The following is a 23038-nucleotide window of genomic DNA, read 5'->3' on the forward strand; positions in this document are numbered from 1 at the left end:
GCGTCATGGACAGTCGCAGGGCAGGGCGGTACACCTGCGTAAAATCCTTGCACGAGACCAGAATATGCCTTCGCTCAACGACATACGCTCTACTTTTCTGAATTATTTCGAGAAACAGGGCCATCGTATCGTGCCCTCCAGCCCGCTGGTGCCGCGCAACGATCCGACGCTGATGTTCACCAATTCGGGCATGGTTCAGTTCAAGAACCTGTTCACCGGGGTGGAGCATCGCGATTACACCCGCGCCACGACGTCGCAGAAATGTGTGCGGGCGGGCGGAAAGCACAATGATCTCGACAATGTCGGCTATACGGCGCGGCACCATACCTTCTTTGAAATGCTGGGAAATTTCAGCTTCGGCGATTATTTCAAAACCGAAGCGATCCGGTTTGCCTATGAGCTGATCACGCGCGAATTCGGCATAGATGCCTCTCGCCTTCTGGTCACGGTGTACCACACCGATGACGAGGCATTCGAGATCTGGAAGAAGATAGGCATCCCCGAGGACCGCATCATCCGTATCGCCACCTCCGATAATTTCTGGCAGATGGGCCCGACCGGTCCTTGCGGCCCCTGCACAGAGATTTTCTACGATCACGGCGATCATATCTGGGGCGGTCCTCCGGGCAGTCCTGAGGAAGACGGCGACCGGTTCATCGAGATCTGGAACATCGTTTTCATGCAGAACGAGCAGTTCGAGGACGGCTCGATGCGCGCGCTCGACATGCAGTCGATTGATACCGGGATGGGGTTGGAACGGATCGGCGCGCTCTTGCAGGGCAAGCACGACAATTACGACACCGACCTGATGCGCCACCTGATCGAGGCCAGCGCCAACGTCACCGATGGGGCACCCGACGGGCCGGGCAACGTGCATCACCGGGTGATCGCCGATCATCTGCGCTCGACCTCGTTCCTGATTGCGGATGGTGTGATGCCTGCAAATGACGGGCGCGGCTATGTGTTGCGCCGGATCATGCGGCGGGCGATGCGGCATGCGCATTTGCTGGGCGCGCAGGATCCGGTCATGCACCGTCTGGTGCCGTCGCTTGTGCATGAAATGGGCGCGGCCTATCCGGAATTGGGACAGGCGCAGTCGCTGATCGAAGAAACGCTCAAGCAGGAAGAGACGCGCTTCAAGCAAACGCTGGATCGCGGTCTGAAATTGCTGGATGACGAGCTGGGCAAGCTGCCCGCCGATGCCGCATTGCCGGGTGAGACGGCGTTCAAGCTGTATGACACGTTCGGCTTTCCGCTCGACCTGACACAGGATGCGTTGCGAGAAAAGGATCGCAGCGTTGATACGGCGGGCTTCGATACCGCGATGGCCGAGCAGAAGGCCAAGGCCCGCGCCGCGTGGTCCGGCTCTGGCGAGGCGGCGGATGCGACGATCTGGTTCGACATTGCCGACAAGCACGGCACCACGGATTTTCTGGGTTATGACACCGAAACCGCCGAGGGTCAGATCGTGGCGCTGGTGTCCGACGGGGCCGAGGTTGCCTCGGTCAAAGCGGGCGACACCGTGCAGATCGTGTTGAACCAGACACCCTTCTACGCCGAGTCAGGCGGGCAGGTCGGCGATAGCGGCATCATCCGCAGCGACTCTGGCCTTGCGCGGATCACCGACACGCTCAAGGTGGCCGGGGTGTTTATCCATTTTGCCGAGTTGACCGAAGGTACGTTGACCAAAGGCGAAGGCGCGGTGCTGGAGGTGGATCACGCGCGCCGCACGTCGATCCGTGCCAACCACTCGGCAACGCATCTGCTGCACGAGGCGCTGCGCCGGGCGCTTGGCGATCATGTGGCGCAACGCGGGTCCTTGAATGCCGATGACCGGCTTCGGTTTGACTTTTCGCACGCAAAACCGCTGACACCTGCTGAGCTGGCCCAAGTCGATGCCGAGGTGAACGATTTCATCCGTCAGAACACGCCTGTCGAAACCCGCATCATGACGCCGGACGACGCGCGTGGATTGGGCGCGCAAGCGCTGTTTGGTGAGAAATACGGCGATGAGGTCCGCGTGGTCTCGATGGGGCATGACCCGCAATCGGGCAAGGGCGGCAATGGCGCGACCTATTCGATCGAGCTGTGCGGCGGCACGCATGTTCGCCAGACCGGTGATATCGGTGTGTTCGTGACGCTTGGCGACAGTGCCTCCAGTGCGGGTGTGCGGCGGATCGAGGCGCTGACCGGCGCTGATGCCTTCCGCTATCTTTCGGGGCAAGACCACCGGCTTGCCGATGTGGCGTCCGAGTTGAAGACCCAGACCACCGACGTTCCCGCGCGTGTCCGTGCCTTGCTGGACGAGCGCAAGGCGCTGAGCAACGAGGTGGCGCAGCTGCGCCGCGAACTGGCGATGGCCGGTGGGTCTGGCAAAGGTGGGGGCACCGATGCGCGCGACGTCAACGGTGTGCAGATGGTGGCGCAGGTATTGTCAGGCGTGTCCGGCAAGGATCTGCCGCCGCTGATCGACGAGCACAAGGCGCGGCTTGGGTCGGGCGTGGTGCTGCTGATCGCGGATACCGGTGGCAAGGCCGCTGTGGCGGCTGGCGTGACCGAGGATCTTATGGGCCGTGTGTCCGCTGTTGATCTTGTGCGTGCCGCAGTGGCCGAACTGGGCGGCAAGGGCGGCGGCGGTCGGCCCGATATGGCGCAGGGCGGAGGCGCGGATGCCGCAAATGCAGAGGCCGCTTTCAAGGCGGCAGAAGCCGTAATCGGAGGATAAACTATGCCAGCACTTTGGATTGCCCACGTGACCGTTTCGGATCCCGAGGCCTATGGCCGCTATGCCGAGCTTGCCGGTCCCGCGATTGCCAAACATGGCGGTCGCTTCATCGCGCGCGGTGGACGTTTCGTACAGCTTGAGGGCAAGAAACGGCCGCGCAATGTTGTCGCCCAATTTGCCACTCTTGAAGAGGCGGAAACCTGCTACCACTCGCCCGAGTATCAGGACGCGCTGAAACATGCGCGCGGAGCATCAGAGCGCGAGCTGTTGATTGTCGAGACGACTGACTAGGCGCTGATTTGGCGGGCTCGCCAGACCGGACACATCGTCTTATAAAATCAATTATTTAACCAAAAAATCGGCGGCCACTGGCCGCCGATTTTAATTATCTACAGATTGTTGTCGGTGTCCGCGCTGGACACCGATGATGATGGAAGGTCAGCTTGCCTTGGACATCCGCTTGCGTTCATGCGGGTCAAGGAAGCGCTTGCGCAGACGGATTGCGGTGGGGGTGACCTCAACAAGTTCGTCATTGTCGATATAGGCGATCGCCTCTTCCAGAGACATCCGAACCGGCGTGGTCAGACGCACCGCCTCGTCCGTGCCGCTGGCGCGCACGTTGGTCAACTGCTTGCCTTTAAGGGGGTTCACTTCAAGATCGTTTTCGCGGCTGTGCTCGCCGATGATCATTCCGGTATAGACCTGTTCTTGTGCGCCGATGAAAAACTTGCCGCGATCTTCCAGCTTCCATAGCGCGTAAGCAACTGCGACGCCGGCTTCCATCGAAATCAGGACGCCCGCACGACGGCCGGGAATGGTGCCCTTATGCGGGGCCCATGTGTGGAACACCCGGTTCAGAACGCCTGTCCCGCGCGTATCGGTCAGGAATTCGCCGTGATAGCCGATCAGACCGCGCGACGGAACATGGGCGATGATGCGGGTCTTGCCTGCACCGGCGGGCTTCATTTCGGCCAATTCGCCCTTGCGCGTTCCGGTGATCTTTTCGATCACCACGCCGGAATATTCGTCATCGACATCAATGGTGACTTCTTCGATCGGTTCCAGCCGTTCGCCATTATCGCCGTCGCGCATCAGCACCTGAGGACGCGAGATTGACAGCTCGAACCCTTCGCGGCGCATGTTTTCAATCAGAACGCCCATCTGCAATTCGCCGCGCCCTGCGACCTCGAAGGCTTCGCCGCCGGGCGTGTCGCTGATCTTGATCGCGACGTTGGATTCCGCCTCTTTCATCAGCCGTTCACGGATCACGCGGGATTGTACCTTCTTGCCGTCGCGCCCGGCCAGAGGACTGTCATTGATGCCGAATGTGACGGTGATGGTGGGCGGGTCGATGGGTTGGGCATCAAGGGCTTCGTCCACGGCCAAAGCGCAGATCGTATCGGCAACTGTCGCCTTGGTCATGCCGGCGAGGCTTACAATATCACCGGCCTGCGCCTCTTCGATGTCCTGCTGGGCAAGGCCGCGGAACGCCTGGATCTTGGTGACGCGGAACTGTTCGATCTTCTGGCCGATGCGGCTAAGCGCCTGCACGGTTGAGCCGACCTTCAGCTTGCCCGATTCCACGCGGCCCGTCAGGATGCGCCCGACGAACGGATCGGCGCCCAGTGTGGTGGCCAGCATGCGGAAGTCTTCGCCCTGCCGCTTGACCTGTTTGGGGGCAGGGACGTGATTGACGATCAGGTCGAACAGCGCGGTCAGATCCTTGCGCGGTCCGTCCAGCTCGTGATCGGCCCAGCCGTTGCGGCCCGACGCATACATATGCGGAAAATCAAGCTGGTCATCATTGGCGTCGAGGCTGGCAAAAAGATCAAAACATTCGTCCAGCGCGCGGTCAGGCTCTGCATCCGGCTTGTCGACCTTGTTGAGAACGACAATCGGGCGCAAGCCAAGCGCCAGCGCCTTCGAGGTCACGAATTTTGTCTGGGGCATCGGCCCTTCGGCGGCATCGACCAGCAGGACAACGCCATCCACCATCGACAGGATCCGCTCTACCTCGCCACCGAAATCGGCGTGGCCGGGGGTGTCGACGATATTGATCCGCAGACCTTTCCATTCAACCGAGGTGGGCTTGGCAAAGATCGTGATGCCGCGCTCTCGCTCGAGGTCGTTCGAATCCATCGCCCGTTCGGCAACTGCCTGATTTTCACGGAAAGCGCCCGACTGTTTCAGCAGCTCGTCCACAAGTGTGGTCTTGCCGTGGTCGACGTGGGCGATGATGGCGATATTTCGCAGATCCATTTGGAAACCTTTTCTGTTCGCCCGCGCCGTACGCTTGCTGAGGGCAAAAGACCACCCCCTAATGCGTCGCAGCCGCCGAAAACAGCTGTATCACTGCGATGCCAGCGACGATGAGCAACATTCCTATCACAGCCGGCCAGTCGAGCGTTTGACCAAAAACGACAAAGCCGATCAGCGCGATCAACAAAATTCCCAGACCGGACCAAAGCGCATAGGCCACGCCGACAGGCACGCTGCGCAGGGTCAGTGCCAGCAGATAAAACGCTGCGGCATAAGCCACCACCACGATCACCGAGGGCAGGGGTTTGGTGAATTGCTGGCTGGCCTGAAGCGCGGTCGTGCCGATGGTTTCCGCCAGAACCGCCAGAAACAGCGTGGCGTAAGTCAACAAAGACATAGATGGACCTTTCCTCAGAGCATGTATCGCGAGCCTTCAGATCAATCAGAGTTGCCGAAAACGCAAGCAAATTGGGTCTGGTTGGGAGGACCAGTTGCAAAGGCGGGTCTTTTTAAAGCCATCGACCGATATGCGCTGCTGCATGGGGCAGTGTCGAACAGCCCGTCCCGTGCCGTCGCGGCGCATACTAACCCGGTTTGGGTCGTTAAGTGACATAAAACGATCAATCCGATGCTGTCAGCCATATTCCATCAATTTGCGGCGCGTCGCTGGCATTCAGCGGATAAGCGCCAGAATAACATTCGGGCAGGGGCGACAACCAGGCCAGGCAGGCTGCCAAACGCGCTGGAGACAGGTTGACGCGGCCCCCGGCATGCCCCATTTGCGTCAGCTATGGCATATCCCGATACCCCCTCGCGCGATCATATCACCATGGGTGGCGCGCCCGAAGGCTACGACGCCCGGTTGATCCTGCAAGAGCTGGAGCGCAGTTCCGCTCCTGTCCTGCATATTGCTCGCGACGACAAGCGGCTGGCGCAAATCCGCGATGCGTTGCACTTCTTCGCGCCTGCGATGCCGGTTTTCAGCTTTCCGGGATGGGATTGCCTGCCCTATGATCGGGTCTCGCCCAATGCCGACATCTCGGCAGCGCGTATGGCGACACTGGCCGCGCTGGTTCACGCAATGCCGGATCGCTTCATCCTGCTGACCACGCTGAACGCCGCGTCGCAATATATCCCCGCGCGGGACGTGCTGCGAGAGGCCGCCTTCACCGCACGCGTCGGCGAGCGCGTCAACGAAGAGGCCCTGCGCGGCTTTCTTGTCCGCATGGGGTTTTCGCAGGCCCCCACCGTGATGGAACCCGGCGATTATGCCATCCGGGGCGGTATCATCGACATCTATCCGCCGGGTGATGGCGGGCCGGTCAGGCTCGATTTCTTCGGGGACGTGCTGGACGGCGCGCGCCGCTTTGATCCCGCCACGCAACGCACCACCGAAAAGCTTGACATGATCGAGCTTGCCCCGGTGTCCGAGGTTATCCTCGACGAGGCGGCAATCACCCGGTTTCGCCAGAATTATCGCATCGAATTCGGCGCGGCCGGCACGGATGATCCACTATACGAGGCTGTCAGCGCGGGCCGCAAACATCAGGGGATCGAACACTGGCTGCCGTTTTTTCACGACCGGCTGGAGACCTTGTTCGACTACCTGCCGGGCACCACGATCACGCAGGATGATCAGGTCACGCCCAGCCGGATTGCGCGCTGGGATACGATTGCCGACCAATATGAAACCCGCCGCCTTGCGATGGGTCAGAAGAACCGCATGGGCACGGTCTACAAACCCGCGCCCCCCGGCCTGCTGTACCTGGACGAGTCCGCGTGGGAGGCAGCCACAGCCACGCGGCGCGCGATCCAGTTCCACCCCTTGCCGCAAGCGACTGGTCCAAAGGTCGTGGATGCGGGCGGGCGTATCGGACGCAGTTTTGCCCCCGAACGCCAGCAGGAAAGCATCAGCCTGTTCGGGGCGCTGGCCGACCATATCAAGGCGAAGCTGGCCCAAGGCCCCGTGGTCGTCGCCAGCTATTCAGAGGGTGCGCGCGAACGCCTGTCCGGGCTGATCGAAGACGAAGGCCTTGCCGAAACCATCCCCATCACGGACGCCACCCGCATTGGCAAGCGCGGCTTGCATCTGGCCGTCTGGGCGCTGGAGCACGGGTTCGAGGGTCCGTGGCAGGACCGTCAGCACATCACAGTCATTGCCGAACAGGATGTGCTGGGCGACCGGCTGATCCGCGCGCCGAAAAAACGCCGCAAGGCCGAGAATTTCCTGACCGAGGCGCAGTCGCTCAGCCCCGGCGATCTGGTGGTGCATGTCGATCACGGCATCGGTCGCTATCAGGGGATGGAGGTCATCACCGCCGCCGGTGCCGCGCATGAATGCCTGTTGCTGGATTATGCTGAAGGCGCGCGGCTTTATCTGCCGGTCGAGAACATCGAACTGCTGTCGAGATACGGCCATGACGAAGGTCTGCTGGATCGTCTGGGCGGCGGGGCATGGCAGGCCAAGAAGGCCAAGCTCAAGGAACGCATCCGCGAGATGGCCGACCGGCTGATCCGCATCGCGGCGGAACGTGCCTTGCGCAAGGCGCCGATCATGGACCCGCCGCCGGGGGCGTGGGACGCGTTTGCCGCGCGTTTTCCCTATCAGGAAACCGACGACCAACTGCGCGCCATCGAGGATGTGATGGCCGACATGCATTCCGGCCAGCCGATGGATCGGCTGATCTGCGGCGATGTCGGCTTTGGCAAGACAGAGGTGGCAATGCGGGCGGCCTTTGTCGCTGCGATGTCGGGCGTGCAGGTGGCGGTGATCGCGCCCACGACACTGCTCGCCCGGCAACATTACAAAAGCTTCGCCGAACGCTTTCGGGGCTTCCCGCTGGAGGTGCGCACCCTGTCGCGTTTTGTCAGCGCCAAGGAGGCCGCCCAAACCCGCGACGGCATCGCGCGCGGCACCGTCGATATCGTCATCGGCACGCATGCCTTGCTGGCCAAATCCATCCGCTTTCAGAACCTCGGCGTGCTGATCATCGACGAGGAACAGCATTTCGGCGTGTCCCACAAGGAGCGGCTGAAACAGCTGCGCTCGGACGTGCATGTCTTGACACTGACCGCCACGCCGATCCCTCGCACGCTGCAACTGTCCCTGACCGGCGTACGGGATCTGTCGATCATCGGCACGCCCCCGGTGGACCGGCTGGCCATCCGCACCTATGTGTCGGAATTCGACCCTGTCACCATCCGCGAGGCGCTGCTGCGCGAACACTATCGTGGCGGGCAAAGCTTCTACGTCGTGCCGCGCATCTCCGATCTGCCGGAGATTGAGGATTTCCTGAAAGAACAACTGCCCGAACTCAGCTATGTGGTGGCCCATGGCCAGATGGCCGCAGGCGAGCTCGACGACCGCATGAACGCCTTCTACGACGGCAAATTCGACGTGCTTCTGGCCACGACAATCGTGGAATCCGGCCTGGACATTCCCACCGCCAACACGATGGTCATCCACCGCGCGGATATGTTCGGCCTCTCGCAACTCTATCAGATCCGGGGACGGGTGGGGCGGTCCAAGACCCGCGCCTATGCCTATCTCACCACCAAACCACGCGCCAAGCTGACCGCCACCGCCGAAAAGCGCCTGCGTGTTCTGGGCAGCCTCGACACGCTGGGGGCTGGCTTCACACTCGCCAGTCAGGATCTGGATATTCGCGGCGCGGGCAACCTGCTGGGCGAAGAACAATCCGGCCAGATGCGCGACGTCGGCTATGAACTTTACCAATCCATGCTGGAAGAGGCGATCGCCAAGATCCGCGCAGGCGAGATGGAAGGCCTGTCCGAGGCGGACGACCAGTGGGCACCGCAGATCAATCTCGGCGTCCCGGTGCTGATCCCCGAGGAATATGTCCCCGATCTTGACGTGCGCCTTGGCCTCTACCGCCGCCTCAGCAGCCTGACCACGAAGGTTGAACTCGAAGGCTTTGCCGCCGAACTCATCGACCGTTTCGGCGCGTTGCCGAAAGAGGTCAACACGCTCCTGTTGGTGGTTCGTATCAAGGCGATGTGCAAACGCGCGGGCATTGCCAAACTTGACGGCGGCCCCAAAGGTGCCACGATCCAGTTCCACAATGATAAATTTGCCTCTCCGCAAGGGCTGGTCGAATTCATCGAGGATCAGAAAGGCCTCGCAAAGGTCCGCGAAAACAAGATCGTCGTCCGGCGGGACTGGAAGAAAAGCCGCGACAAGATCCAGGGTGCCTTTGCCATTGCCCGCGATCTTGCCGAAAAAATCGCTGCCGAGAAAAAGCGCGCCAAGTCCGCCACCTGACCCTGATCACTTCTTCTTGGCAAAAATACTCCGGGGGAGGCTGGCATAAGCCAGACGGGGGCAGCGCCCCCATCTGCGTGTACGCAAAAATGAACCCTGCGCGCCCGTATGGGCGCACAGTCAAGGAACAACTTTATCCCGCAAGCGCCTTGTTCAGGTTCTCTTCGATCTTTTCCAGAAAGCCCATCGTGGTCAACCAGCCTTGATCCGGGCCGACAAGCAGCGCCAGATCCTTGGTCATGTGCCCGGCCTCGACAGTCTCGATGATCACGCGCTCCAGCGTCTCGGCAAAACCCTTGAGCGCTTCGTTCCCGTCCAGTTTGGCGCGGTGCTTCAAGCCGCCTGTCCACGCGTATATCGACGCGATGGAGTTGGTCGAGGTCTGCTCGCCTTTCTGGTGCTGGCGGTAGTGCCGCGTGACCGTGCCATGCGCGGCTTCGGATTCCACGACCTTGCCATCGGGTGTCATCAGGATCGACGTCATCAGCCCCAGCGAGCCAAAACCCTGCGCAACGGTATCCGACTGCACGTCGCCATCATAGTTCTTGCAGGCCCAGACATAGCCGCCCGACCATTTCAGGGAACTGGCCACCATGTCGTCGATCAGCCGGTGTTCGTACCAGATCTTCTTTTCCTCGAACGCCTCTTTGAATTCGGCCTCATAGACCTCTTCAAAGATGTCCTTGAACCGTCCGTCATAGGCTTTCAGGATCGTGTTCTTGGTCGACAGATACACGGGCCAGCCCAGGTTCAGACCATAATTCAGCGACGCACGCGCAAAGTCATAGATCGACTTGTCGAGGTTATACATGCCCATGACGACGCCACTGTCGGGCGCGTCAAACACCTCGCGCTCGATCACTTCGCCATCGGTACCTTCGAATTTCAGCGTGATCTTGCCTGCACCCGGAAAGCGGAAATCCGTGGCCTTGTACTGGTCGCCGTAAGCGTGACGTCCAACCACGATGGGCTTGGTCCAGCCCGGCACCAGCCGCGGCACGTTTTTGCAGATAATGGGCTGGCGAAAGATCACGCCGCCCAGAATGTTGCGGATCGTGCCATTGGGGCTGCGCCACATCTTTTTCAGGCCAAATTCCTCGACCCGTGCCTCGTCCGGCGTGATGGTGGCGCATTTCACGCCAACGCCGACTTCCTTGATCTTTTGTGCGGCGTCCACGGTGATCTGGTCATCGGTGCGGTCCCGCTCTTCCATGCCCAGATCGTAATACAGCAGGTCGATGTCCAGATATGGCAGGATCAGTTTCTGCTTGATGAAATCCCAGATGATCCGGGTCATCTCGTCGCCGTCAAGCTCGACTATCGGGTTCTGCACCTTGATCTTGGACATGGGGGCCTCTTTCGCGCTGGCTGACTGGTAAACCTGCCCGATCCCTACCGCATGCGGGTGCAGCGTCAAAGACCTGCTTTCCGCAATGCGGTTTTTTGCGCGGCTGCGTCCGAAAAAAGCGCGTTAAGCGGGCAGACCACGTTCGACGCGGCGCATGTGCAACATGATGACCAGCGAAGCCAGTGCCATCGCGCAAACACCCAGGGCGAGCGGCAGGGTGGTGCCGTCGAACATCAAGCCTAGCGGGATCGCCAGGGCGACAGAGAACACAGTCGAAACCGCGCCGATCACACTGGCAGCCGTCCCTGCGATATGGCCCATGGGCTCCATCGCCAAGGCGTTGAGGTTGCCCAAGGTCATGCCGGCCTGAAAGAACACCGAAATCTGCCAGATCACGAAAGCAGCGAACCCCAGATTGCCCGGCAGATCAGCCATGCTCAGCAGCACCATGGCACCGGACAACCCGACCTGAACCGCCAGCGTCACCGTCACCAGAAACCGCATTCCCAAACGGCCGACCAGCGCTGCATTCAACAGGCTGCCCGTCCCTGCCAATACTGCGACGATCCCAAACCAGAACGGAAATTCCGCGCCGCGCCCAAAGGTGATGTCATAGATCTGCTGGACCGACGACAGCATTGAAAACAGCATTCCGAAACACAGGGTTTGCACGACAATGGACAGCCGCACGGTGGGGTGCATCGCCAATTCCGTCAGCGCCTGTTTCAAGGCCGAAAGACGCATCGGTCGCCGCTCCTCGACGGGCAGGGTTTCCGGCAGGCGCAGCGCCAGCCACAGGCAGGCAAGCCCCATGAACACCACAAATGCCACGAAGATTGCCCGCCAACCGGAATGCGCGATAAGGAACGCGCCCATCAGGGGGGCGAGGGCCGGCACCAATGTGAACACCATCATGATGAAGGACATGATCTTGGCCATCCCGCGCCCGGCATATAAATCGCGGATGATTGCCAGTGTCACGATGCGCGGTCCGGCGGCACCCAAGCCTTGTACCAGGCGCGCCGCCAGCATCAGTTCCAGCGAATGCGCGGCCCAGGCCACAGCGGATGCCAGAACGTAGACAACGGCCCCGATCATCAGCACGGGTTTGCGCCCGTACCGGTCCGACAGCATCCCCGTGACAAGCGTTCCAAGCCCCATGCCCAGCACAAATGTCGTCAGGATCAACTGCGCGCGATTTTCGAAACCGGGGCTAAGCTCTGTTCCGATTTCGGGCAGCGCGGGCAGCATTGCATCGATTGAGAACGCAATGGTGGATACCATCATTGCCATCAACGCAACGAACTCAAACTGTGAAAGGCGGTGTGGCATGGCGCAGTCCTGATTTCAGTGCAATGCGCCTCGGACCTGCCGTGACAGGGAGGGCGCATTCAGCCTGCCTATGCCCATTTTTTAGCCTTGACCAGTGCAATACCTGTCAAAAATAGCACATGGCCTGTCCGCCTTCTCACAAGCGGTGTTGTCGCGAGAGTCGCGTGTCAGTGATATTTACAGCAAACGAATTTCAAGATTCTGTTCACAAGGCTGCGTCTGCGGGTTGGGCAGGGTCATCTTGGACGATGCCGCCGGGCCGATACCTGGCCGGCTTCCACCGAAAATGCAGTTGTTCAGGGGATATGTCGGTGATTCATCCGCGCGTCTGCGCCAGCGCGTCAGGGCACAGGGCGTCGCGCAGCGTCTGTGTCACGTCGCGTGCAGACGTGGCGCTGGTAACGAACGCCGCCAGGGACGCGTCGGCAAAGCCGCGCGCGATCACATGATCCAGCAACGCTTGCAGCGGGTCCCAGTAGCCGTTCACGTTCAGCAGCACGATCGGTTTTGCGTGCAGGCCCAACTGGCGCCATGTCAGCACCTCGAAAAATTCATCCAGCGATCCTGCACCGCCGGGCATGACCACGATTGCGTCGGCGTTCATCACCATGACCTTCTTGCGTTCATGCATTGTCTCGGTGACGATAAAGCGGGTCAGATCAACCTTGCCGACTTCGGCGCGCAGCAGATGCTCGGGGATCACACCAAACGTGTCGCCGCCTGCGGCTTGCGCCGCCCGCGCCACGACGCCCATCAGCCCGACATCGCCCGCACCGTAGACCAGCCGCCAGCCCTCGGCCGCCAGCGCGGTGCCCAGATTCTCCGCCTCGTCGTGAAAGGCGGGGTCGTCGCCGCTGCGAGAACCGCAATAGACACAGACGGACCGGGTGGGCGAGTTGGCCATGTGGGCGTGCTCCGATAGGTTTTCCAAAGTTTTGATTCCTGATAGCCTTGTTGATATATACTCTCAACCGGGCAGGTGTCTTTCTGGCATACTGTCGTCATTTATCCGGTCTCCGGGCACGAAAAGGATCGCCATGAACAAGGTGGCCGGCATGACGCTTGGTGGCGTCGCTGCAATCGGCGGGACAGGCACCGCTGCCATTCTCGCCTTGGTGTTCTTTTCTGGGGACAGGCCTGCATCGTCGCCGGTTGATATGCCCGTCGCAGAAACATCGCAGGCAGAAACGTCGAAGGCACCGCAGAAGGCCAGAGCTGCGGATGCGCCGGCGGCAGATGATCCGGTCGCGCCGCAGGCGGGGGCAGAGCCGCAAACGCCGCCCGGTTTCGATATCGTCCGGGTGGACCCGAACGGGGCGGCGCTGATTGCCGGGACCGCAACGGCCGGGGCGGGGGTGCTTGTTCTGCTCGACGGGCAAGAAAAAGACAAGGTCGAAGCTGACGGCACGGGACGCTTCGTCAGTTTTCTGTCCTTGCCGCCGAACGATCTGCCACGCGTGCTGAGCCTTCGACTGGTGACCAGGGATGGCACAGTCGACTCCGAAGACCGGGTCATCATTGCGCCAAGATCTGTCGCGCCCCCCGAAGATCTCGCGTCGGTGGAACCGGCGCGGCGAAAGGCTGAAGTGTCGGGCGCAAAGGTGCCGCAGCCCGGCACGGGGCCGAACGGCGCGGTCGCCTCGCCGAAGCAGAAGACCCAAACGCCACAGCAATCTGCCGCCGACATTCCCGCCCCTCCCGATACCCGCGAAATGCCCGACGACATGGCCAGGACAACGGCGCGCGCCGGGATGAATGCGGCAACCGACCCGACAGAAATCGCGCAGGACGCGCAAGAAGCCGGGCTGGCGATGGCCGGCGCATCAGCGGACAATATCGCTGTTGAGGGTCCCGCGACAGGCAGGACCAATCGTCCCGCATCATCAACTCTCAGGTCAAGTGACGCGATCGGCGTGTCAGGCAGGACAAGCCCGTCCGAATCCCAACCGGACGCGCTGGCGCGGACCGCCGTGAGCGTGCCACAGCCTGATACGGTGCCTGCGCCGACACCACAGGCCCCGACGGTGATCCTGGCCAACCGCGAAGGCCTGCGCGTGCTACAGACCCCATCGGACGGCGCGATGCAGGCCGTGGCACTGGATGCGATCACCTATTCCGAGGCCGGCGATGTGGCGCTGTCGGGGCGCGGCTCAGCGCAGGGGTTTGTCCGGGTCTATCTTGACAACACCCCCGTCACCACCTCGCGGATCGCACAGGATGGCAACTGGCGGGCAGAGCTTCCGGATGTCGATAGCGGCGTCTACACGCTGCGCATCGACGAGGTCGATGACGACGGCACCGTGATCAGTCGCGTGGAAAGCCCGTTCAAGCGCGAGTCGCCTGCATCCTTGGCGGCAGGGTTGGGAACCGGCGCACAACAGGTGCAGGCGCTGACGGTGCAGCCCGGCGATACGCTCTGGGCGATTGCGAATGACCGTTATGGCGACGGCTTTCTCTATGTCCGCGTGTTCCGCGCCAATGCCGACCGCATCCGCAATCCCGACCTGATCTATCCCGGTCAGATCTTTGCCTTGCCGGATGACGATACCGGCGATGCCGGCAGTACCGCAACGCCCGAATAACCTGCCACACCTGCCTGCGCACAGGGGCTGCGCAGGGCGGGGTACTGGTCTTTCCGCATTGCACCGACTATCTCGGCAGACTTGAAGCAGAAAGACGTCCCCATGCCCGCAGATACCACCACCGCCGCCGCTGACGAAAACCGCGAGTCCACCGAGGCCAATCTAGCCCGGGCGGAGCGCCGCTCTTCCCTGCGCACCATCCGCAAGGTCGTGCCATATCTTTGGCCGAAAGATCCTGCCTGGGTGCGCCACCGGGTTGTCTGGGCCATGGCAACGCTGATCCTGGGCAAGCTGATCGCGGTCGGCACGCCGATGATTTACAAGGGCGCGGTTGACGCGCTGAGCGGCGAGGGTGTCTCGCCGCTGATGCTGGGGGCCGTCGGGCTGACCATCGCCTATGGCATGGCGCGACTGTTGTCGGTGGGGTTTCAGCAGTTGCGCGACGCGATCTTCGCGCGGGTCGGGCAGCGGGCGCTGAGGATGCTGGCGCTGGAAACCTTCACCCATATCCACCGTCTCAGCCTGCGCTATCACATCACCCGCAAGACCGGCGGGCTGAGCCGCATCATCGAGCGTGGCGTCAAGGGCGTGGACTTCCTTCTGCGCTTCATGCTGTTCAGCATCGGGCCATTGCTGCTGGAGCTTCTGCTCGTCGCGGGGATCTTCTTCTTCGTCTTCGATGTCTGGTATCTGGCGGCCGTGGTCGTGACCATCGCGCTCTATGTCTGGTTCACCTTCGCGGTTACCGAATGGCGGGTCAAGCTGCGCCGTCAGATGAACGATCAGGACACCGACGCCAACCAAAAGGCCATCGACAGCCTGCTGAATTTTGAAACCGTCAAGTATTTCGGTGCCGAGGATCGCGAGGCCCGGCGCTATGACGCGGCGATGGAGGGCTACGAGACGGCGGCGATCAAGACCGCGACCTCGCTGGCGTTTCTGAACTTCGGCCAGTCCCTGCTGATCACCACCGGCCTTGTTGTGGTCATGGTGCTGGCGGCGATGGGCGTGCAGTCCGGCGATCTGACAGTCGGCGACTTTGTCATGGTCAACGCCTACATGATCCAGATCACCATGCCGCTGAACTTCCTTGGCACGGTCTACCGCGAAATCCGCCAGAGCCTTGTGGATATGGGCCAGATGTTCGATCTGCTGGAACAGCCCGCCGAGGTTCAGGACAAACCCGCCGCGCCCGCGCTGGCCGTGAAGGGCGGCGTGGTCAGCTTTGACAATGTGAAATTCGGTTATGACAGCGAGCGTCATATCCTGAAAGGCATCTCGCTGACGGTCGGGGCGGGCGAAAGCGTGGCGCTGGTCGGGCCATCGGGGTCCGGCAAATCCACCATCGGGCGGCTCTTGTTCCGGTTCTACGATGTCGATGGCGGGGCGATCCGCATCGACGGGCAGGATCTGCGCGAGGTAACCCAGAAAAGCGTGCATGACGCGATTGGCGTGGTGCCGCAGGACACGGTGCTGTTCAACGATACGATACGGTATAACATTGCATATGGCCGCGACGGCGCCACCGAGGCGCAGATTATCGAGGCTGCCCGCGCCGCACAGATCCACGACTTCATCGCCTCGCTGCCCGAAGGCTATGACACCGCCGTGGGCGAACGCGGCTTGAAACTGTCGGGCGGCGAAAAGCAGCGCGTTGGCATTGCCCGCACGTTGCTTAAGAACCCGCCGATCCTGCTGCTGGACGAGGCGACCTCGGCGCTGGACACCGAAACCGAGCACGAGATCCAAGGCGCGCTGTCGCGGGCCGCCGAAGGCCGCACGGTCATCACCATCGCGCACCGGCTGTCCACCATCGCCGACGCCGATCGCATCGTCGTGCTGGAAGCGGGTGAGGTGGTCGAACAGGGAACGCATGAAGATCTGCTGGCCCGCGCCGGACGCTACGCCCAGCTTTGGGCGCGCCAGCAGGCTGAAGAGGAAGATGACGTGGCTTGAGGTGACCAGCCTGCACAGATCCTGCCAACACCGGTTTTTCAGATCGTAACAGCAACCGCCTGATGCGTCGAAAGCACAAATTTGCCTGATCACGAAACGCTTACCGTCTGCTGACAGATACTGTCAGCAGACGGGGTTGAGCATCGCAAAGCGGCGCGCTAGGGCAATGGCGAAAGGATTTCGTCATGTCACTGTTCCGCGCCGCCCTCGTTCTGGGCCTGCTTTCTGCCGTTGGTCCCTTCGCGATCGACATGTTCCTGCCTGCAATGCCCGCCATCGCCGCTGATCTGGCGGTATCGGAAACCGCGACGCAGGCCACGATCACGGCCTTCTTCATCTCGTTCGGACTGGCGCAGCTGATCTACGGCCCGTGGTCGGATCAGGTTGGCCGCAAACTGCCGCTTTATGTCGGGCTGACGATCTTTTCGCTCGCCAGCATCGGTTGTGCGATGGCCGACAGCATTGTGGCGCTGACGGCGTTGCGGTTTGTGCAGGGGATCGGCGCATCCGTGGTCATGGTGGTGCCCCGCGCGGTCATTCGCGACATGCTGACCGGCAATGCCGCGACCCGGCTGATGGCGCTGGTGATGCTGGTGATTTCCGTGTCGCCCATGCTGGCACCGCTGGCGGGCAGTATCGTGCTGGCCTTTGCGGAATGGCGGGTGATCTTCTGGGTGCTTGCAGGCGGCGCGGTTCTCAGCCTTGCCCTGACGGCGGCGCTGCAACCCGAAACTCTGCCCGTTGAAAAGCGCGTCCCGATCAACCTGGCCTCGCTGTGGCGCGGCGCTGGCATCTTGCTGCGCGACCGGACGTTTCTGGGCATGACCTTCATCGGTGGCTTCGGCATGGCCAGCTTTTTCGTCTTCATCGCCAGCGCGCCCTTTGTCTATTCCGGACAATATGGCCTGACACCCACCGGGTTCAGCATTGCGTTTGCCGTCAACGCCGTCGGCTTTTTCGGAGCGTCGCAGCTTGCGGCCCGTCTGGGCGAGCAGCTTGGCCCCGAAAAGGTGATCCGCCGCGCCGTCATGGGGTTTGCAACCTTCACCACATTGCTTCTGGTGCTGACGCTGTCCGGGTTTGCAAGCCTTTATGTCCTGATCGGCTGCCTGTTTCTGGGAAATGCCTGCCTCGGGCTGGTCATCCCGACAACCATGGTGCTTGCGCTTGATCCGCATGGCGAGATTGCCGGGCTGGCCTCGTCACTGGGGGGCACCATGCAGATGCTGGCAGGCGGCGCGATGATCGCGCTGGTGGGGCCGTTCTTTGACGGCACGGCGCTGCCGATGGTGGTGGCCATTGCCATCTGTGCGTGGGTTGCCTTCGGCCTGTCCCGCCTGCTGGTGAGCGAACAGGCGGCCGTGGCATAGGCCCGGCCGCAAGCTCCGTGTCGGTGCTTGAGGCTGGTGTTTACTCGGCCGCCTTCAGCGCCACATGGCTGCCCGGCGCGGGGGCGGCCTCTGGCGTGTCTTCCCACAGGATGGTCGGTGCCTTGATGCGCCGCGCGGCACGGCGCAGCGCCCAGTCCTGCGCGGCCGCACTGGACCGGCCCAGCGACAGCTTGGCCAGCAACCGTGCGAACCAGCCGACATAGGCCACGAACCAGACCCGCAGCGCCAGCATCGACGGTGTCACGACCAGCGTCAGCACCGTGGCGATGCCCAGCCCGAACACCACCGCAGTCGCCAGCTGTTTCCACCAAAGAGAGGTCGGGCTGTCGATCGAATAGCCGCCATTGATGAAATCTAGGCTCAGCCCGAACATCATCGGCGCAAGCCCCGCCATCGTGGTGATCGTGGTCAGCAGCACCGGGCGGATACGGTCCTCTGCGGTGCGGATGATCGCCTCGATCCGGGGCATGTAGCGGGCGTAATCCTGATAAGTGTCGATCAGCACGATGTTGTTGTTCACCACGATGCCCGCCAGCGCCACGATCCCCGTGCCGGTCATGATGATCGAAAAGCTTTGATCCATCACCAGCATCCCGATCAGCACGCCGGTGGTGGACAGCACCACCGCCAGCAGCACCAGGACCGAGTTGTAAAGGCTGTTGAACTGCGCCAGCAGGATGATGAACATCAGCCCCAGCGCGCCCAGAAAGGCGTTGCCGAGAAAGGCCTGACTTTCGGCCTGATCCTCCTGATCGCCGGTCCATTCCCATGTGATGTCAGACGGGAATGGACTACCGTCCAGCCAGCCCGTCAGGACGGCAATGCGTTCATTGGCGTTCAGCGGCACCGTTTTCAGCGTATCGGCATCGACAGATGCGGACGGATCGGACAATGACACGATGTCATAGCCAAAATCGCCGCCCGGAATATCCGGCGTGCCGGTGCTGTCCTGCATCCTTGCGCGCCCGATACCAACCAACGCGTCGCTCTTCACGTCCTTCAAGGATACCAGCCCGTCAACCACATCCGCCTTCACGTCGAAATAGCGTTTCTGGTCGATCCTGTTGATCTCTGCCAGCTTGGCCACGGGTTTGCGCGTGATGAAATTGGACAGTGGCACCAGCCCGTCGCCGGTGCGCACTTTCAGCGAATCCAGAGTTGTCAGCACCCGGTCCTTTTCCGGCAGGCGCACACGGATCTCGATCTCTTCGTCGGAACTGTCAACGCGCATCGTGTCCAGCAGAATGCCGCGCGTCACCAGTTGCACCATCGCGCCCACGGTGGCCACATCCGCACCGTAACGGCCTGCCTTTTCCACATCCACGTCGATCTGCCAGTCGATGCCGGGCAGGGGGCGCGTGTCCTCGACCAGGGTCAGGCCGGGTGTTTCCTCGAACCGGGTGCGCGCGATGTCGGTCGCGGTCAGAAGATCCTCCCAATTGTCGCCTTTCAGGCGCAGATGCACGGGCTTGCCGCTGGCAGGCCCCATGGCGAGGTTGAGGATCTCGATCTCGATACCGGGCAGGGCTTCCAATTGTTCGGTCAGCTCTGCCAGCACCACATCGCCATCCAGTTCCGGCACGTCGCGGCGATCCTCCCATGGCACGGTTTCCAGCTGGATCTGGCCGATCGTGTCCTTGGGGGATTGCGCGCCGCCGGTGTTGGAATTCAGCCCGCCATCGCCCGCAAAGGCAAAGGCGGTCTGCACGCCGGGATGGGCCAGCACGATCTCTTCGGCCTCGGCCAGCAACCCGTCCTTTTCGACAAGGCTGAGATTGCCGCGCGCCCGGACATAAACGATGGCCTGTTCCGGCTCGCTTTCGACAAAGAAATCCACGCCGTTATTGTTGGCACCGAAATAGGTAAACACGCTGCCCACGAAAATCGCGACCGCCGCGATGGTCACCAGCGGCATCACCGGGTTGCCCGCGATCAGCCAGATCAGCCAGCCAAACGGGCGGCGGCGATAACGCCCCTGCACGCGGGTGGCGCGGCGTTCGATCTTTGCGGCCCCCATCACGATGGAGGCGAAGACGGCCGCCAAGACGAAGGGCAGGCCAAGCGCCAACACGCCGACGACGATGCCCAGCACACCACCCGCATCGGAAAACGCCCAAGCCACAAGCGCGCCGAAGGGCAGGATGTAATCGGGGTTCAGCGCCTGCATGGCGCTTGCGAACAGCGCAAGCATGGCCACCGGCACCAACGCCGCGCGGGCCAGCCACGGCAAATTGCGGCGCAGCGTGGCGCTGGCATTGCCCAGCATCCGCGAAAAGCGCCCCGTCACGCCGCCCATCACCGGCAGGAAAATCAGCGCCACCACCAGCGAGGCCGACAGCACGAAGATCAGCGTGACCGGCAACATCCCCATGAACTCGCCCGGAACCCCCGGCCAGAACAGCATCGGCAGAAACGCACAGAGCGTCGTCCCGGTAGAGGACACGACCGGCCAGAACATCCGTTTGGCCGCCTCGACATAGGCATGCATCGGGCCAACCCCGGCCGAGATCCGCTTGTCGGCATATTCCACCACCACCACGGCGCCATCGACCAGCATGCCCACGGCAAGGATCAGCCCGAACATCACGATGTTGGAAATCGCGATATCCATGATCGCCAGAAAGGCAAAGCACAGCATGAACGAGGTCGGGATGGCAAACCCCACCAGCAGCGCGGGCCGCGTGCCCAGCGAGGCAAGCACCACGATCATCACCAGCGCAATCGCCGTCAGCACCGACCCTTCCAACTGGCTGACCATGGACCCCACGGTGCGCGACTGGTCGTTGGACGTGCCGACCTTGACCGCGGCCTGCAATTCGGGCGGCCAGTTGGCCTGCGTCTCCTCGACGACCCGCGTCACCTCGGCGGCGGTGTCGATCAGGTTGAACCCCTTGCGCTTGACCACCTGCAACGCAACCGTCGGTTGGCCGTTGAAGCGCGCCGTGCCGGTGCGGTCCTCGAATGTCAGCTGGATCTGCGCCAGATCGCCCAGCGTCACCACCCGGTCGCCATTGGTCTTGACCGGCAGGTTGTAAACGTCGCTGGCATCGTCAAAGCTGGACGGGATCTTGACGCTGAACGTACCCTGATCGGTCTCGACCTCGCCGGCGGCGATCAACTGGTTGTTGTTCTGCACGACGGAAATCAGCTCTCCGGCGGTGACATTGTAGGATTCCAGCCGCAGTGGGTCGATTACCACTTCCAGCATCTCGTCGCGATTGCCTGCGATGGCGGCCTCCAGCACCGCGTCCAGCCCCTCGACCCGGTCCTGCAATTCCTTGGCCACGCGGGTCATGGTGCGTTCAGGAACGGCCCCGGTCAGATTGACGATGACGATGGGGAATTCGGAAAAGTTGATCTCGTTGATCGAATATTGCTCTGCCCCGACTGGAAAGCCTGCCTCGGCATTGCTCATGGCGTCGCGGACATCGGCCATGGTCTTGGTCTTGTCCCAGCCGAATTCAAATTCCAGCGCGACCCCGGCATAGCCCTCGGACGCGGTGGCCGACATGGTTTTCAACCCGTCCAGATCGGCCAGCTCGGTCTCCATCGGCTTGACCAGCAATGTCTCGCTGTCCTCGGCAGAGATTCCGGGGAAGGGGACGGACACGAACAGCGCCGGGATCTCGATATCCGGTTCGCCCTCCTTGGGCAGCATGGCATAGGCAAACACGCCGATCGCCAGCGACAGGAAAATGAAGGCGATGACCATCCGGGCATGTTCGGCGGCCCAGTCGACGATACCGGTCATTGCGTGACCTCTTTGTAGGTCGCGGCCACCGGCACGCCGTCGACCACATATTCCTGCCCGACGGTGATGACATCCACCTTGTCCGGCAGACCAGTGACAAGCACGCCTTCGCGCGTGTCACGCAGCAGGGTGACGGGTATGAACTGCGCCTCGTCATCGGCCGTAACCGTGCGCACGCCAAGCGCGCCTTCATCGTTCAGCGTCAGCGCCGATTGCGGCAGCAGATGCGCCATCGCACCCTCTGCCTCGATCAGGATCTCGGCGGTCTGGCCCGCGCGCAGGGCCAGTGCTGCATTGGGCACCTGAACCTCTACCCGGAAGGTGCGGGTGGTTTCGTCGGCACTGCGCGACAGAAAGGTGACACGCCCCTTGGTTTCCTCGCCGCCCGTCAGGCGGGCTGCGGCGGGGGCACCAATCTCGATCCTCGTGACCTCGGTTTCCGGCACAAAGGCCACCATCTTGATCGGGTCAAGCTGAATGACGGTGGCGCAGATGCCGCCGGCCTGCAACAGGCTGCCCAGTTCGGCGCCGTCGCTTTCCAGCAGCCCGGCAAAGGGCGCGTGAATTTCCAGCCATTCGATTTCCTTGCGCGCCGAGGCCACGGCGGCTTCGGCGGCCTGGATGCCGGCCTGTGTGCTTTCCAGACCGGATTTGGCCGATTCGACCGTCGCCTCGGCAGAGCTGACCGCCGCCTTGGTGGTTGCCACCCGCGTCGCCGAGGCAAACCCGTCCAGTTGCAGCGACGAGGCGGCATTGTCGTTGATCTTCGCCTCTTCCAGCCGCGCCTGCGCCTCTGCCACGCGGGCACCCGCCTCTGGCACTCGGGCGCGGGCCTCTGCCAGACGTGCCTCGGCTTCGGCCAGCGCGGATTCGCGGGTGCCCGGTTCAAGCTGGCACAGCAACTCGCCCTCGTTCACGAACGATCCCTTGCGCAGTGGCTCTGACGCGACGCGGGCGGTGGTTTCGGCCCGGACATCGACCTGCCGGGCGGCGGTGGTCTCGCCGCGCAACACAACCGCACTGTCAACTTCGCGCGCGACCGAGTGCCGTGCGATCACCGACACCGTGCCGGGGGCCAGTTCGGCGGCATTTTGCGATGCGGCCTCGGTTGCGGCGGTCGCTTGCGGTTCTGCCTGCTTGTCGGTGCCCCCCGTGCCGGGCGTGTCGCCGCGCATCAGGGCTTCGGGTGTTGCTTGGCGCGCAAAATCCAGTAACGCCTCACGCTGAAAAACAATGGCAAACAAAAGTGCGGACACCAATAAAGCGGTGACGATCGAAACGATCCGCATGATTATCCTTCCAATGGGATGGCCTGTCCGCCCCGACCGATCCCCCCGGAAGGACCATGTCGAAAGACATGCGCTGAACTGTTTGGTTCAAAATAAACTTTTCTACATCGCCGCGCAAGGCAC

The 23038-nt window shown here is 62.1% G+C and carries 13 protein-coding genes; 6 read left to right on the forward strand and 7 right to left on the reverse strand.

The window, feature by feature from the left end:
- The first annotated feature begins 64 nt into the window (after positions 1-64).
- Both alaS and ACN0WV_RS01970 read left to right on the forward strand, forming a co-directional pair.
- Positions 65-2725 carry an alanine--tRNA ligase gene (gene alaS / locus ACN0WV_RS01965; protein WP_417603390.1) on the forward strand — a complete coding sequence of 887 codons (2661 nt, stop codon included), beginning with the start codon at positions 65-67 and terminating at the stop codon, positions 2723-2725.
- 3 nt (positions 2726-2728) lie between these two features.
- The gene (locus ACN0WV_RS01970; RefSeq protein WP_417603392.1) at positions 2729-3016 is read left to right on the forward strand and encodes a DUF1330 domain-containing protein; all 288 of its coding nucleotides are present in this window, start codon (positions 2729-2731) and stop codon (positions 3014-3016) included.
- Between the two features lie 147 nt (positions 3017-3163).
- Here the strand turns inward: ACN0WV_RS01970 and typA are convergent, their stop codons facing one another.
- Positions 3164-4984 (reverse strand): translational GTPase TypA, encoded by a 1821-nt coding sequence (gene typA / locus ACN0WV_RS01975; protein ID WP_417603394.1) that lies wholly within the window; start codon positions 4982-4984, stop codon positions 3164-3166.
- 58 nt (positions 4985-5042) lie between these two features.
- A complete protein-coding gene (locus ACN0WV_RS01980) occupies positions 5043-5381 on the reverse strand; it encodes a DMT family transporter (RefSeq protein WP_417603396.1) in 339 nt (112 codons plus the stop codon).
- 393 nt (positions 5382-5774) lie between these two features.
- Here ACN0WV_RS01980 and mfd point away from each other — a divergent pair, with 393 nt between their 5' ends.
- Positions 5775-9266: a transcription-repair coupling factor gene (mfd, locus tag ACN0WV_RS01985; protein ID WP_417603398.1), complete on the forward strand. Its 3492-nt coding sequence runs from the start codon at positions 5775-5777 to the stop codon at positions 9264-9266.
- A 133-nt stretch (positions 9267-9399) separates the two neighbouring features.
- On the opposite strand, the gene ACN0WV_RS01990 is transcribed toward mfd, so the two are convergent.
- The 3 genes from ACN0WV_RS01990 to ACN0WV_RS02000 form a co-directional block, all read right to left on the reverse strand.
- Positions 9400-10614 (reverse strand): NADP-dependent isocitrate dehydrogenase, encoded by a 1215-nt coding sequence (locus tag ACN0WV_RS01990; RefSeq protein ID WP_417603400.1) that lies wholly within the window; start codon positions 10612-10614, stop codon positions 9400-9402.
- 123 nt (positions 10615-10737) lie between these two features.
- Entirely contained in the window at positions 10738-11946 is a 1209-nt protein-coding gene (locus ACN0WV_RS01995; protein WP_417603402.1) for a multidrug effflux MFS transporter, read from the reverse strand.
- A gap of 316 nt (positions 11947-12262) precedes the next feature.
- The gene (locus ACN0WV_RS02000) at positions 12263-12850 is read right to left on the reverse strand and encodes an LOG family protein (protein ID WP_417603404.1); all 588 of its coding nucleotides are present in this window, start codon (positions 12848-12850) and stop codon (positions 12263-12265) included.
- 133 nt (positions 12851-12983) lie between these two features.
- Here ACN0WV_RS02000 and ACN0WV_RS02005 point away from each other — a divergent pair, with 133 nt between their 5' ends.
- The 3 genes from ACN0WV_RS02005 to ACN0WV_RS02015 all read left to right on the forward strand — a co-directional run bounded on the left by ACN0WV_RS02005 (position 12984) and on the right by ACN0WV_RS02015 (position 17854).
- On the forward strand, positions 12984-14528 hold the full coding sequence (locus ACN0WV_RS02005) for a LysM peptidoglycan-binding domain-containing protein (protein WP_417603406.1): 1545 nt from the start codon (positions 12984-12986) through the stop codon (positions 14526-14528).
- A 102-nt stretch (positions 14529-14630) separates the two neighbouring features.
- Positions 14631-16484 carry an ABCB family ABC transporter ATP-binding protein/permease gene (locus ACN0WV_RS02010; RefSeq protein WP_417603408.1) on the forward strand — a complete coding sequence of 618 codons (1854 nt, stop codon included), beginning with the start codon at positions 14631-14633 and terminating at the stop codon, positions 16482-16484.
- A gap of 185 nt (positions 16485-16669) precedes the next feature.
- Positions 16670-17854 carry a multidrug effflux MFS transporter gene (locus ACN0WV_RS02015; protein ID WP_417603410.1) on the forward strand — a complete coding sequence of 395 codons (1185 nt, stop codon included), beginning with the start codon at positions 16670-16672 and terminating at the stop codon, positions 17852-17854.
- Positions 17855-17894: 40 nt separating this feature from the next.
- Here ACN0WV_RS02015 and ACN0WV_RS02020 read toward each other — a convergent pair whose 3' ends face one another.
- Positions 17895-21626, reverse strand: a complete 3732-nt coding sequence (locus tag ACN0WV_RS02020; RefSeq protein WP_417603413.1) for an efflux RND transporter permease subunit — start codon at positions 21624-21626, stop codon at positions 17895-17897.
- Entirely contained in the window at positions 21623-22915 is a 1293-nt protein-coding gene (locus ACN0WV_RS02025) for an efflux RND transporter periplasmic adaptor subunit (protein ID WP_417603415.1), read from the reverse strand. Before ACN0WV_RS02025 ends, ACN0WV_RS02020 begins: the two co-directional genes overlap by 4 nt.
- Between the last annotated feature and the right edge of the window lie 123 nt (positions 22916-23038).

This window comes from Primorskyibacter flagellatus (genome assembly GCF_048268605.1).
Lineage (GTDB): Bacteria > Pseudomonadota > Alphaproteobacteria > Rhodobacterales > Rhodobacteraceae > Primorskyibacter > Primorskyibacter flagellatus.